Genomic DNA, 13,478 nt, shown 5'->3' with positions numbered 1-13,478 from the left:
CTCAAGGTACCGTATGCGTATCCTTAAACAATTGACGCGGAAAAAGAACGCTTTTTTCCGCGGTATTAAATTTAATTTAATTAACTATCGATACAGAAATAAGCCTGCGCGCAAACCCTTCGACCCGGCCCCCGTACGCCGCGTGCTGCTATTGCGCCTGGACGATAAAGTCGGCGATATGGTGGTGACCACCGGCTGCGCCAGAATACTGGCCGAACGGGGATATCAGGTTTCGGTGTTAACCGGACCAATATGCTGCGAAATATTAGCCGGCTCAGAATTCATTGAGCAAGTATATTTATATCGACCACGCATGTCCTTAAATACGTTACGGGCGGCGGGTTTTGATGCGGTTATCGATTTTGATGACGTGACCAGCTATGAACGCTTTAAATTACTCGCCGATTTACGGGCGACCAGCGTGATTGGCTTTAATAAAGAGCCCTATAAACTTTACGATCATTCGATCGCTTTTTTTGACAGCAACAGCCATATTTCCCTGCGCTATCAACAGGTGGTGAAGCTTTTTGGCGTCGTTGACGACCAGCCATACGACTATCATCTCCCCGGCTGTCGCCATGAGCGGGAGAAAGTGGCGCGCTTGCTTTCCCAGGCCGGAGAGGTCGCACTGCGCATCGCCATTAACCCTTTTACCGCCTCCGAGGATAAAGACTTCTGTCGTCATCAGGTGGCGACCCTGGTCGAGCGGCTACATGCTCTGCCTTACCGGGTCTGTATCGTGATGGTGGGTCGCAGCGAGAAAATTCAGCAGCTGGGGCTGGATATGGCGCTGTACGTCGCCGACAGCACCATCAACTCCGCCGTGGAGGTGATTCGCAGCTGTGATTTAGTCATTACGCCGGACACCTCGATCGTGCATATCGCCCGCGCTTTCGATAAACCGATGGTGGCGGTCTATAACAAACGCAAACTCAAGGATACCGGGCTGCCCGGCTATCATATCTGGGCGCCGGGCTATGACAAAGCGAGGCAGATCGTTTGTGAAGAAGCGAATGTCGCCGATGTGGCGATTGAGTCGGTATGGCCGGTGATTAAAGAGCAGGCCGACCGGCTGGTCGCCGCCCGCAGTTAATAGAAAAGTGAATATAAAAAAGGGCCGTCAGCGGCCCTTTCTTGTTAACGCTTTTCCGCCAGCCCTTTGCTGAGCGCAATGCCCAGCGGCAGCCAGAACAGCACCCAGGTTTCCCGGGGGTTGCTGATGATAAACATCCCCTGCGAGGCCATAAATACCAGCGCGTAAAACAGGATCGCCAGACTGTAGCGGCTGTCGGAGCGGCGCTTGCGCCACGCCTGCCACAGTCCGCAGGCAATGACCGCCAGCAACAGCAGTAAACCCACGATGCCGCCTTTCAGCAGGGCGCCCATATATACGCTGTGGGTGGTGGTGATGTGTTCGCCGCTGTAGTTGATGAAATCCAGTTCATAGCTGAAACCGCGTCCCAGCCAGGGCTGGCTGGCTATCTCCGACAGCGTATGGTGCCAGATGCTCAGGCGCAGCCCGCTTTGGGTGCCCAACTCTTCGAAACGGGCGAGCAGCATGTCGCCCACCGGCGTCATGACCAAAAGCAGAGCCACCAGCACGGCCAGCGCCGCGGCGATCAGCAGGTTGCGGCGGGTGAAGACGTGCAGGTGCAGCGTACAGCCGACCGCCAGCACCAGGGCGATGATCGGCCCGCGGCTTTGGGTCAGCAGCATCATCACCAGCATGATGGCCACTGGCAGATAGAGCCAGTGGCTGGCTTTTTCTTTCAGCAGCATGCCGCAGATTAAGATGCCGATGCCGCAGTATCCGGCAAGGTCGATAACGTTTGTTGGCCCGGGGTTCTCGGGGGAGACCGCCCGCTCGGTGAGGACCAAGGTGTGGTCGAACATCAGCGTCCACAGCGAGAGCACGGTGATCCCGCCAACCACCGCCAGCATGGCCAGGCGGCGGGTTCGTTCGTCGCTGAGCAGCATCGCCATCAGCAACAGATAGCCCGTCAGGTACACGCCGTGGGTGATCGGCGAGTCGATATGCTGCGGCGTATGGCCCCACAGGTTACTGAGGGCGTAATAGATAAAGAAGACCGCCAGCAGCGCCCAGGTCTGCCACTGTTCGCGTAACACGCCGGCCAGCGCCTGGCGGTTTTCCGGGCGTACCAGCGAGAGCAAGAGCAGCAGGATCGATAAATGCAGCAGGTTATTGGTCCGGGTGGACATGCAAAAAATCGCGCTGAAAAATAAAAACAAAGGAAAAACAATCGAGTAACCCTGTCTGGCGTAGTTACTCATTTTTAAAGTACTCATTAAACGCAACCTTTTCGAAAATAGTGTCCGGCACAGCGCTTTCTGGTGAAAAATTAATGACCCGGATCTGGCGTTGCTGCAGTACCTGCGCGGCATGCGCAAAGGAGGGCATGACGAGGTTATCCACTTTTGTTGCCAGGTACGAAGGCAATTTTTCTTGTTGTGTTTCGTAGAATCGCGGCTGGTTGAAGTTAGTCATATCCAGACCGCTCACCAGGATAGTGCTGAAGCCCAGCCAGGCGAGGATCTGCAGCGCCCAGTAGACCACCGTGCCGGCATCAAAGACGCCCTGGCGAATATCGGTGCTAAAACAGATATCCGGGCGCTGGGGATGAAAGCACATCGCCGGATTCTGCTGGTAAGTGCGCTTTATCGCTTCGCTGGCGACTTTCGGCTGGTAAATCTTATAGCAACCGTCCTCAATCAACGCCAAACGGCAGCGCAGCGCGTCCGCATGGCGATCGACGATTTTGGCGATCCCATGCATGGTGGTGAACAGCAGAATGTCCGGCTGACTGACGATGGCGCGGATAATGTCCGGCTTCTTATCGAAAAACTCCATGTCGACGATGGTATAGAGCGAAAAGTGCAGGCGGTCGGCAAGATGCCAGGCGCCATTGACGCCCATCACCGGGATCGTTTTCGACAACAGGGAAAAATCGATATTGCGGGTCGAAGGGCCAGTGGCGGTCAGCAGGACTTCGCCCTGCATGCTGTTTTTCAGCGCGCTCAGGCTGACCAGCGGCACCGTTTTCCCTTTATAACGCAACGCGCTGATTTCGCCGCTCGGCGCGCGGGTGATGCGGGTAAAAGGCCACAGATTTTCATTGTGACGATAAGCGCGAGGGCGGGTGTAGCGATAGATCTGCTTAAACAGGGATCCCATCAGAGCAGCCCCTGATTTTGCAGAAGAAGATGAACCCGGCTGGCGGTAATATCGCCGGTGCTGGCGCTGTTTTCCGGCCGCACGATGTGCTGGTTTTTACCGTATCCGCCAATCAGCCCCGGATCGGTCGGGCCGTAGAGCGTGAAGTTCGGTTTATCCAGCGCGGCGGTCAGATGACTCAGGCCGGTATCGACCGAGACGACGGCCCGGGCGCTGGCCAGAACCTGCGCCACCTGCTCAAGGCTCATGCGCGGCAGCACTTCAACATATTCCCGGCCTTCCGCCAGCCGCTTCGCCCGCGCCTCTTCGTGCGGGGCGCCCCACGGCAGCTTAATGCGGACGCCGCTGTCGGCCAGCAGATCGAGCAGTTCCTGCCAGCGGTTTTCCGGCCAGTGCTTATCGTCGCGGGTGGTGGCGTGCAGAAACACCAGATAGGGGGCGGCAGCGCTAGCCTCGTGCTGCAGGAAATGGCGCGCAATGGCGTAATCCCCCTGGGTTTGGGGTTTCGCGTAGCCGAGGCTTTTGGCGAACAGCTCGCGGGTACGCTCCACCGCGTGCTGCTGTTTCGCAATGTGGTGGCGGCGGTTGTAAAACAGGCTGGCCAGCGGCTCGCGGGCCGTTTGCCAGTCCATACCATGCTTGACGCCGTGCGCCAGTCGGGTGACCAGCGCAGCGCTTTTCACCAGCCCCTGGGCGTCGATAATGGCGTCATACTTGACCGCCTGGACGGCCTCGCGAAAGGCTTTACGCTCCGCTTTGATCGGCGCGGAGAACCAGGCTTTACGCCAGCGGCGGATCGCCACCGGGATCACCCGCTCGACGCTGTCATGCCAGGAGGGGATCTGCGCGAAGCCTTCTTCCACAACCCAGTCGAAGCGGATGCCGGGGATGGCCTGCGCGGCGTCGGTCAGCGCGGGCAGCGTGTGCAGCACGTCGCCCATCGATGAGGTTTTTACAATCAATACCCGCATCCGCTACGCTTCCTCGTGCCGGGTTTTTTCCGTCAGCAATTCGTTCAGCTCTTGCAGGACGCGCTCTGGCGTAATGTCGATCAGGCTCTGATGATAACCTTCCGCGGCATCGCCTTTGCGCACCTTGTGGTAGCCGGTAATCAGACGGATCACGCGCGCTTTATGCGACAGCGGCGGGGTAAAGTCCGGACTGCTCGGGCCATACAGCGCCACCAGCGGGCGGTCCAGCGCCGCGGCGACGTGCATCAGCCCCGAATCGTTAGTCACCACCGCTTTACAGGCGGCAATCAGGATCACCGCCTGCTCCAGCTGGGTTTCACCCGCCAGATTCCGGCACCAGGCCTGCTGCTCGCTGCTGAGGGCGGCGATGATCTCTTTGCCGGCCTCGTTATCTTTTGCCGAGCCAAATAGCGCAATCTGATAACCATCGTCGATGAGCTTTTTCGCCAGCGCAGCATAGTGATAGTGCGGCCAGCGTTTTGCCGGGCCGAACTCCGCGCCGGGGCAAAAGCCGATGATCGGCCGATCGTTGGACAGGTTAAAGGCGCTGCAGGCCTGCGACTTTTCCCCTTCGTTGACCTGCAGCTGCGGCCATAGCAGCGGCTGCGGCAGATCTTTGGCGCAGCGCATCACGCCGTTGTCGTAAGCCAGCGCCACGTAGCGTTCCACCATCAGCGGCCAGGCGTCTTTGTCCAGCACCCGGGCGTCGTTGAGCAGGCCGTAGCGCATCTCGCCGCGCCAGCCGGTGCGCAGCGGGATGTTGGCAAAGAAGGGAACTAATGCCGATTTAAACGAGTTTGGCAGCACGTAAGCGCGATCGTAGCGACGCTCGCGCAGGCTGTGGCCGAGCTTGCGGCGTTCGCCGATAGCCAGCGCGCCGTGGCCCAGCGGCATCGGGATCGCTTCGTTCACTTCCGGCATGCGCGATAACAACGGACGACACCAGGCTGGCGCCATCACGTCGATAATCGCCTGGGGATAGCGCGCCCTGAGCGTACGATAAAGACTTTGCGACATCATCATGTCGCCCACCCAAGACGGGCCTACCACCAGAATTTTCATGTTATCTCTTACGCATCCCGATTCAGCCAGGCCATATACTCCGTTACGCCTTCGGCAACGGTTTTGAACGGTTTGTCATAGCCCGCTTTACGCAGGTTAGTCAGATCCGCCTGGGTGAACGCCTGGTAGCGGCCTTTCAGTTTGTCCGGGAATGGGATGTACTCGATGCTGCCTTTTTTGTGGTACGCCAGGGTCGCGTCGGCGACGGCCTGGAAGGATTCCGCGCGGCCAGTGCCGAGGTTGAAGATGCCGGAAACGCCGTTTTCCCAGAACCACAGGTTGACGTCAGCCACGTCGCCGACGTAGACGAAGTCGCGCTTGAAGCCGTCGCTGCCTTCGAACAGTTTCGGACTTTCGCCATTATTCAGCTGGGTGTTGAGGTGGAAAGCGACGCTCGCCATGCTGCCTTTGTGGCCTTCGCGCGGCCCGTAGACGTTGAAGTAGCGGAAGCCGACGATCTGCGAATTGGCTTCCGGCAGGATCTGACGAACGTATTCATCGAACAGGAATTTGGAGTAGCCGTAGACGTTTAGCGGCTGCTCATACTCGCGAGACTCGATGAAATCGCTGGTGCGTCCACCGTAGGTGGCCGCCGAAGAGGCGTACAGGAACGGAATTTCGCGCTCCAGGCAGTAGTGCAGCAGCTCTTTGGAGTACTGATAGTTGTTATCCATCATGTACTTGCCGTCCCACTCCGTGGTGGAAGAGCACGCGCCTTCGTGGAAGATAGCGTCAATGTCGCCGAACTCTTCGCCTGCCATAATCTGGATCAGAAAGTCTTCTTTATCCATGTAGTCAGCGATGTTCAGGTCAACCAGGTTCACAAACTTGGTGCCGTCTTTCAGATTGTCGACAACCAGAATGTCGGTAATGCCCTTGTCATTCAGCGCTTTAACGATGTTGCTGCCGATAAAGCCTGCGCCGCCGGTTACGATGATCATAACTGTACCTTTGAAGTTGAGAGCCCGGAGACAATCCGGACATGAATGCTCATATCATATCACCACATGAGCAAGCCTACAGCCATTCGCAGAATAAGGTGCTGGGCTGACGTGATTTATGCTGCAAATAATTCATTCAGGCATGCATCATCTCGTATCAGCGTATAGCTTTGGGTAATATGTGCCAAATTTTGCCGAATCTGGAGAGTTGCAATGCGTGGTGATTTCTACAAACAGTTAACTAGCAATCTGGAGACCGCTCGGGCCGAAGGCTTGTTTAAAGAAGAGCGCATCATCACCTCGGCGCAGCAGGCGGACATTACCGTCGGCGACAGCCACGTGATTAACTTCTGCGCCAATAACTACCTGGGTCTGGCCAACCACCCGGCGCTGATCGACGCGGCGAAGGCCGGTATGGACAGCCACGGCTTCGGGATGGCCTCGGTACGCTTCATCTGCGGCACCCAGGATACGCACAAGCAGCTGGAGAAGAAGCTGGCGGATTTCCTCGGTATGGAAGATGCGATCCTCTACTCCTCCTGCTTTGACGCCAACGGCGGCCTGTTTGAAACGCTGCTCGGCCCGGAAGACGCCATTATCTCCGACGCCCTGAACCATGCCTCGATCATCGACGGCGTGCGCCTGTGTAAAGCAAAGCGCTTCCGCTATGCCAACAACGATATGCAGGAACTGGAAGCGCGTCTGAAAGAAGCCCGCGACGCTGGCGCGCGTCACGTGCTGATCGCCACCGACGGCGTCTTCTCGATGGACGGTGTGATCGCCAACCTGAAAGGCGTTTGCGACCTGGCGGATAAATACGATGCGCTGGTGATGGTCGATGACTCCCACGCCGTCGGCTTCGTCGGCGAAAACGGCCGCGGCTCCCACGAATACTGCGATGTGATGGGGCGCGTCGACATCATCACCGGCACGCTGGGTAAAGCGCTGGGCGGCGCCTCCGGCGGCTACACCGCCGCACGCAAAGAGGTGGTCGAGTGGCTGCGCCAGCGTTCCCGTCCGTATCTGTTCTCCAACTCTCTGGCGCCGGCCATCGTGGCCGCCTCCATCAAAGTGCTGGAGATGGTCGAAGAGGGCGCAGACCTGCGCGATCGCCTGTGGGCCAACGCGCGTCTGTTCCGTGAAAAAATGACTGCGGCAGGCTTCACCCTGGCGGGTGCCGACCACGCCATCATTCCGGTGATGCTGGGTGAAGCGGTGGTGGCGCAGAACTTTGCCCGCGAACTGCAGAAAGAAGGGATCTATGTCACCGGCTTCTTCTATCCGGTGGTACCGAAAGGCCAGGCGCGTATTCGCACCCAGATGTCGGCGGCGCATACCCCTGAACAAATTGAGCGTGCGGTGGAAGCCTTTACCCGCATCGGCAAACAACTGGGCGTCATCGCCTAATAAGGGTGTGAGATGAAAGCGTTATCCAAACTGAAAGCGGAAGAAGGCATCTGGATGACCGACGTACCGGAACCGGAAGTCGGCCATAACGATCTGCTGATTAAAATCCGCAAGACCGCCATTTGCGGGACCGACGTGCACATCTACAACTGGGATGAGTGGTCGCAGAAGACCATTCCGGTGCCGATGGTGGTCGGGCACGAATATGTCGGCGAAGTGGTGGGGATTGGCCAGGAAGTGCGCGGCTTTAAGATTGGCGACCGCGTCTCCGGCGAAGGGCATATCACCTGCGGTCACTGCCGTAACTGCCGCGCGGGCCGTACCCACCTGTGCCGCAACACCATCGGCGTGGGCGTCAACCGCCCGGGCTGCTTTGCCGAGTATCTGGTGATCCCGGCCTTTAACGCCTTTAAAATTCCCGACAATATCTCTGATGACCTGGCGTCCATCTTCGACCCATTCGGCAACGCCGTGCACACCGCGCTCTCCTTCGATCTGGTGGGGGAAGACGTGCTGGTCTCCGGCGCCGGTCCGATCGGCGTGATGGCGGCGGCGGTGGCGAAACACGTCGGCGCGCGTAACGTGGTGATCACTGACGTTAACGAGTACCGTCTCGAGCTGGCGCGCAAAATGGGCGTCACCCGCGCGGTGAACGTGGCGAAAGAGAACCTCAACGACGTGATGGCCGAGCTGGGGATGACTGAAGGTTTCGACGTGGGTCTGGAGATGTCCGGCGCGCCGCCGGCGTTCCGCAGCATGCTGGATACCATGAACCACGGCGGCCGTATCGCGATGTTGGGTATCCCGCCGTCGGATATGTCCATCGACTGGACCAAGGTCATCTTCAAGGGGCTGTTTATCAAAGGGATCTATGGTCGCGAAATGTTCGAAACCTGGTACAAGATGGCGGCGCTGATCCAGTCTGGCCTGGATCTTTCGCCGATCATCACCCACCGCTTCGGCATTGACGACTTCCAGAAGGGCTTTGACGCCATGCGCTCCGGTCAGTCCGGTAAAGTGGTTCTGAGCTGGGAATAACGCCTCCGGTCTGTTGTAAACATCAGCAAAAAAGGCGCCTGCGGGCGCCTTAATTTAGATTTGGATAACATTTTTAGCCTGCTTAATATCAAGCGCACAATTTCTACATCGATTTTACGGTTATTCGCTTATACAGTGTGTTTAGTCGCGGTTTAACTTCGAAACGATCATGCTTAAACTCTCCGTATGCTTACTGACCTGTAACTCTGCACGTCTGCTCATGGAGGTGCTGCCCCCGCTGCTGAAGGTGGCTGATGAGTGTATTGTCGTCGACTCCGGTAGCACCGACGAAACGGTCTCTATTTGTCAACAGTTTGGTCTCACCGTCCATCATCATGCCTATAAAGCCCACGGCGCGCAGATGAACTATGCCATCGGGCTGGCCAGCCATGACTGGGTGCTGTGCATGGACAGCGATGAAATTCTTGATAACGACGTCGTGGCGGCCATTCAGGCGCTAAAAGCGGGGGAGGAACCTGACCCAGCCTGCGCCTGGCGTTTGCCGCGCTACTGGTTTGTGCTTGGCACGCAGGTGCGGACGATCTACCCCATTTCCTCGCCGGATTACCCGGTGCGCCTCTTTAACCGCCAGCAGGCGCGATTTAACGACCGGCCGGTGGATGACCAGGTGGTCGGACACGCGCGCTCCGTCAGGCTGCCGGGCTTTGTACGCCATGACACCTTTTATTCGCTGCATGAAGTGTTTAATAAGCTGAACAGCTATACCACCCGGCTGGTGAAGCACCAGCAGATCACACCTTCGCTGACGCGGGGGATCGTCAGCGCCATTGGCGCTTTCTTTAAGTGGTATCTGTTCAGCGGGGCGTGGCGCTATGGCAAAGTCGGCGTGGTCACCGGCCTGTACGCCACGTTTTACAGCTTTCTCAAATATTTTAAGGCGTGGTACGCCCACGAAGATAGCCAGGCGCCCGTCGCGCAAAAGCGAACGGACCCCTGAGTGGTCTAGCTGCCGGGATTGTCCCAGCCCTGCCATTTGAGGCGATAGTACTGGACCAGCGCGCTCTGGCTGATGCTGTCGCTGAGGATAGTGAAGAAGCGGCTGGCGTTCACGGGCTCCAGCGGGCGCTTCGGCTTGCAATACTTCACGCCGTGGAACGGATTACGCGGCTTCTGCTGCTGCGGCGTTTGTTGCGCAGGCGGCTGAGCGTAGTTTGGCGTCGAGTTGTCGACCTGCGGCTCGTTGAGCAGGCTGCTCGGGCGCACCAGCGTGATATCCGGCGGCAGGTTATAGACCATCTGCTGCAGCACCCGCACCGTCGTCGGATGGGGATGGCCAATGGCTATCGCCGAACCGTTACGCCGCGCCAGGGCGATGGCGCGGTTGAACTGAGTGCGGATATCGGCTTCATTCTGCGTATCGTCCAGAAACACCTTACGCTTAATCACCTTCACCCCGGTGCCCTGCGCGGCGCGCATGGCCTGGGTATTGCCGATGGTCACGCTGTCGAGAAAATAGAGATTGTAGCGCTCCAGGGCCTGCATCACCTTCTGCATGCCAAACAGGTTGGAGGTCATCGCGCTGCCCATATGGTTATTCAGCCCGACGGCGTAGGGGACTTTGCCATAGGCCTCGCGGATGATGCGCTCGATCTCCTCGCTGCTCATTTCGGGACGCAGGGTGTCTTTTTCCAGCGGCTGTTTGCTGAGCGGCGCCATCGGCAGGTGGATGAGCACTTCATGGCCCAGATTATGCGCTTTCGTGGCCATTTCCCGGGCGTGCGGCGCGTTCGGCAGCACGGCGACGGAGATAGTGGACGGCAGCGCCAGCACCTGATTTTCGGTCTGCGGGCGGTAGCCAAAATCGTCAATAACGATGGAGAGTTTGCCAGCGAACGCTGGCGCCGCCAGAGCCAGCGAACCGGCTACGGCAAGAGCAATTGCGCGAAATTGAAGCAAAACTTATCTTCCCAACCACGGCTGTGGATTGACCGCCTGACCCTGGCGGCGAATTTCGAAATAGAGCGACGGACGGCCCTGACCGCCGCTGCTGCCTACGAGCGCGATAGGCTGACCGGCACGCACCTGCGTACCGACGCTGACCAGCGCGCTTTGGTTATAGCCATACAGGCTCATGTCGCCTTTGCCATGCTCGACCACCACCACCAGACCATAGCCCTGCAGCCAGTCGGCCAGAATGACCCGACCATCGGCAATCGCTCTGACTTCGGTGCCTTCAGACGCGGCGATAACCATCCCTTTCCAACGTAGTTCACCTTGCAGCTGTTCGCCATATCGATGAAGGAGCGGACCGCGAACCGGCCAGAACGCCTGACCGCGCGGCGAGCCCAGCCCACCGGTGCGTGACATCAGCGAACGCTCGCTTTCCGTTGGTTTATAGGTGGTGCCTTTGCGCGATGCTTCCTGCTGGCGGTCGCGCACCGCCTGCGCATCGCGAGCTTCCCGATCGGCACGGGCTTTGGCGGCAGCCTCCGCCTGGGCGATACGACCGCGTAGGCGCGATTCGTTAGCCCGCAATTCACTTAACTGTTGCTGACCCCGCTGAATGGAGGACTCCAGGCCGGAAAGGGTCTTTTTCCGTTCGTTACGCGCCTGCTCCAGCTTCGCCTGCTGGGCTTTTTGCTCGTAGACCAGCGTCTGCTGCTGGCTCTGCTTCTCTTCGAGCATCGACTTTTGCACCGCCATCTCTTCGCGCGTTTTCTTCAGTTCCGCGATGGTTTCCTGGCGGGCCTGGTTGAAATAGCTGAAATAGACCTGCATCCGCTGATTGCGCTGACCCTCTTCACCGCTCAGCACCATCTGGATGCCGGTATGCGGCCCCTGGCGGAACGCCGCGTCAAGCTGCGCGGCGAGGTTACGCTCCTGAGACGCGCGCTGGCGCTCCAGCTTCGCGAGAGAAGCGTTCATCTCGTCAATCTGCTTATTGAGCTGGTTCAGGCTGTCCTGGGTTTCGCGCAGTTTGCGGGCCGCGGCGGCGATCGCCTCTTCCTGCGCTTTGAGCTGGGCGAGCAGGCTTGCGCGCTGCTGCTGCTGTTGCTTAATCGCCCGCTGCCTGGCGGCGATGTCGGCCTGGATGGACTTTAGCTGATCGCGATCGTCGGCGTGCGCAGATGACGCGCACAGTAATACGCCAGCGCTGAGCGCGCTGGCGTAAAGGACGGATCGAACTGCCGTTGCGATCCATGTAGTTGAATACGTCGCCTTTCCCCTCATGGGGAAGGATTATTCCACGATGAACAGCGGCTTGCCAGTCATCTCTTGCGGGATTTCCATTCCCATCAGCGACAGCATGGTCGGGGCGATGTCGGAAAGTTTGCCGCCATTGACCGCTTTGACCGCTTTGTTACCGACGTAGATCAGCGGAACCGGCAGGTTGGTGTGGGCGGTGTGCGCCTGACCGGTGGCCGGGTCGCGCATCTGTTCGGCGTTACCGTGGTCGGCGGTGATCAGCAGCTGGCCGCCAACGGATTCCACCGCCTGCGCCACCTGATCGATACAGTGATCCAGCGCTTCAACGGCTTTCACTGCCGCTTCCATCACGCCGGTATGGCCAACCATATCGCCGTTCGGGTAGTTACAGATGATGGTGTCGTACTGGCCGCCTTTGATGGCCGCGACCAGTTTTTCGGTCAGCTCGGCGGAGCTCATTTCCGGCTGCAGATCGTAGGTCGCCACTTTCGGCGAGTTAATCAGAATCCGCTCTTCGCCTTTGAACGGCTCTTCTACGCCGCCGTTGAAGAAGAAGGTGACGTGGGCGTATTTCTCGGTTTCGGAGATGCGCAGCTGGGTTTTATCGTGCTTCGCCATCCACTCGCCGAAGGTATTGGCCAGCGAGGCGGGCGGGTAGGCGCAGGCCACTTTGATGTCGGCGGCATATTCGGTGAGCATCACGAAGTCGAGGTTAACCACTTTCTTACGCGCAAAGCCGTCGAAGTCGGCGTTGACGAAGGCGCGGGTGATTTCGCGTGCGCGGTCAGCACGGAAGTTCATGAAGATCAGCGCATCGCCATCTTCCATCGCGGCATCGGCCTGGCCGGCGGCGCGGATCACGGTCGCTTTCACGAACTCGTCGTTTTCGTCACGGGCGTAGGCAGCCTGCAGGCCGGCGACGGCGGTATCGGCCTGGAATTCGCCTTTCGCCAGCGTCATCAGATCGTAAGCCTGCTCAACGCGATCCCAGCGGTTGTCGCGGTCCATGGCGTAGTAGCGGCCAATGAGCGACGCGATGCGGCCCTTGCCCAGCGCGGCAAATTTGGCTTCGAATTTTGCCAGCGTTTTTTCCGCGCTGCGCGGTGGGGTGTCACGACCGTCGAGGAAAGCGTGCAGGTAGATCTTCTCAGCGCCGCGCTCTGCCGCCAGCTCCACCATCGCCATGATGTGATCCTCATGGCTGTGAACGCCGCCCGGCGACATCAGACCCATGATATGTACCGCTTTACCCGCGGCAACCGCTTTATCGACCGCGGCGGTCAGTACCGGGTTGGCGAAGAAGGTGCGTTCTTTAATTTCCACATCGAGACGGGTCAGGTCCTGATAGACGATACGACCGGCGCCCAGGTTGACGTGGCCCACTTCGGAGTTCCCCATCTGACGGTCCGGCAGGCCAACTTCCAGGCCGGATGCATCGATCAGGGTATGCGGACGTTTGGCCCACAGGGCGTCCATTACCGGCGTTTTAGCGCTGTAAATGGCGTTATCCTGTTGGTCTTCGCGATAGCCGTAGCCATCCAGAATCACCAGTACCATAGGTTTTTTAGTAACCGACATTGCGACAACCTCATGCTCAAAGACAGAAATTTTGCGTAATTTTACTACAGCTGAATCGTTTAAATCCCCGTGAAAGATCAAAGAAAGGGAGCGGCCGGGCCGCGGCGCGTCAGCGAGAAC

General features: G+C 58.6%; 12 protein-coding genes. 4 read left to right on the top strand and 8 right to left on the bottom strand.

Features of this window, described 5'->3' with window-relative positions:
* Positions 1-13 precede the first annotated feature (13 nt).
* Positions 14-1,093, top strand: coding sequence for a glycosyltransferase family 9 protein (locus ABLU95_RS12455; RefSeq protein WP_032454363.1), 1,080 nt, complete (start codon positions 14-16; stop codon positions 1,091-1,093).
* 44 nt (positions 1,094-1,137) lie between these two features.
* Here ABLU95_RS12455 and ABLU95_RS12450 read toward each other — a convergent pair whose 3' ends face one another.
* Genes ABLU95_RS12450 through rfaD form a run of 5 tightly spaced genes read right to left on the bottom strand, consistent with a single transcriptional unit; the run spans position 1,138 to position 6,167 of the window.
* A complete protein-coding gene (locus ABLU95_RS12450) occupies positions 1,138-2,307 on the bottom strand; it encodes an O-antigen ligase family protein (protein ID WP_165455274.1) in 1,170 nt (389 codons plus the stop codon).
* Entirely contained in the window at positions 2,285-3,193 is a 909-nt protein-coding gene (locus tag ABLU95_RS12445) for a sugar glycosyltransferase (protein ID WP_086075613.1), read from the bottom strand. The genes ABLU95_RS12450 and ABLU95_RS12445 overlap by 23 nt, the downstream gene beginning before the upstream one ends.
* Positions 3,193-4,164 carry a lipopolysaccharide heptosyltransferase RfaC gene (gene rfaC / locus ABLU95_RS12440; RefSeq protein ID WP_065882887.1) on the bottom strand — a complete coding sequence of 324 codons (972 nt, stop codon included), beginning with the start codon at positions 4,162-4,164 and terminating at the stop codon, positions 3,193-3,195. Before rfaC ends, ABLU95_RS12445 begins: the two co-directional genes overlap by 1 nt.
* Positions 4,165-4,167: 3 nt before the next feature.
* Positions 4,168-5,226 (bottom strand): ADP-heptose--LPS heptosyltransferase RfaF, encoded by a 1,059-nt coding sequence (rfaF, locus tag ABLU95_RS12435; protein ID WP_348879677.1) that lies wholly within the window; start codon positions 5,224-5,226, stop codon positions 4,168-4,170.
* Between the two features lie 8 nt (positions 5,227-5,234).
* A complete protein-coding gene (rfaD, locus tag ABLU95_RS12430; RefSeq protein WP_023291355.1) occupies positions 5,235-6,167 on the bottom strand; it encodes an ADP-glyceromanno-heptose 6-epimerase in 933 nt (310 codons plus the stop codon).
* Between the two features lie 213 nt (positions 6,168-6,380).
* On the opposite strand from rfaD, the gene kbl reads away from it, so the two are divergent.
* The 3 genes from kbl to ABLU95_RS12415 all read left to right on the top strand — a co-directional run bounded on the left by kbl (position 6,381) and on the right by ABLU95_RS12415 (position 9,570).
* Positions 6,381-7,574, top strand: a complete 1,194-nt coding sequence (gene kbl, locus ABLU95_RS12425; RefSeq protein ID WP_086075611.1) for a glycine C-acetyltransferase — start codon at positions 6,381-6,383, stop codon at positions 7,572-7,574.
* A 12-nt stretch (positions 7,575-7,586) separates the two neighbouring features.
* Positions 7,587-8,612 carry an L-threonine 3-dehydrogenase gene (gene tdh / locus ABLU95_RS12420; RefSeq protein WP_004205051.1) on the top strand — a complete coding sequence of 342 codons (1,026 nt, stop codon included), beginning with the start codon at positions 7,587-7,589 and terminating at the stop codon, positions 8,610-8,612.
* 169 nt (positions 8,613-8,781) lie between these two features.
* Positions 8,782-9,570, top strand: a complete 789-nt coding sequence (locus tag ABLU95_RS12415) for a glycosyltransferase family 2 protein (protein ID WP_289552483.1) — start codon at positions 8,782-8,784, stop codon at positions 9,568-9,570.
* Positions 9,571-9,575: 5 nt separating this feature from the next.
* On the opposite strand, the gene ABLU95_RS12410 is transcribed toward ABLU95_RS12415, so the two are convergent.
* Genes ABLU95_RS12410 through gpmM form a run of 3 tightly spaced genes read right to left on the bottom strand, consistent with a single transcriptional unit; the run spans position 9,576 to position 13,358 of the window.
* The gene (locus ABLU95_RS12410) at positions 9,576-10,529 is read right to left on the bottom strand and encodes a divergent polysaccharide deacetylase family protein (RefSeq protein WP_065882886.1); all 954 of its coding nucleotides are present in this window, start codon (positions 10,527-10,529) and stop codon (positions 9,576-9,578) included.
* A 3-nt stretch (positions 10,530-10,532) separates the two neighbouring features.
* The gene (envC, locus tag ABLU95_RS12405; RefSeq protein ID WP_023291352.1) at positions 10,533-11,804 is read right to left on the bottom strand and encodes a murein hydrolase activator EnvC; all 1,272 of its coding nucleotides are present in this window, start codon (positions 11,802-11,804) and stop codon (positions 10,533-10,535) included.
* 9 nt (positions 11,805-11,813) lie between these two features.
* Positions 11,814-13,358: a 2,3-bisphosphoglycerate-independent phosphoglycerate mutase gene (gene gpmM / locus ABLU95_RS12400; protein ID WP_023291351.1), complete on the bottom strand. Its 1,545-nt coding sequence runs from the start codon at positions 13,356-13,358 to the stop codon at positions 11,814-11,816.
* Positions 13,359-13,478 lie beyond the last annotated feature (120 nt).

It is taken from the genome of Klebsiella sp. GG_Kp146 (assembly GCF_040061975.1).
GTDB lineage: Bacteria > Pseudomonadota > Gammaproteobacteria > Enterobacterales > Enterobacteriaceae > Klebsiella > Klebsiella quasipneumoniae.
The sequence above is the reverse complement of the archived record's forward strand: the minus strand, read 5'-3'. Positions and strand labels throughout refer to the sequence as shown.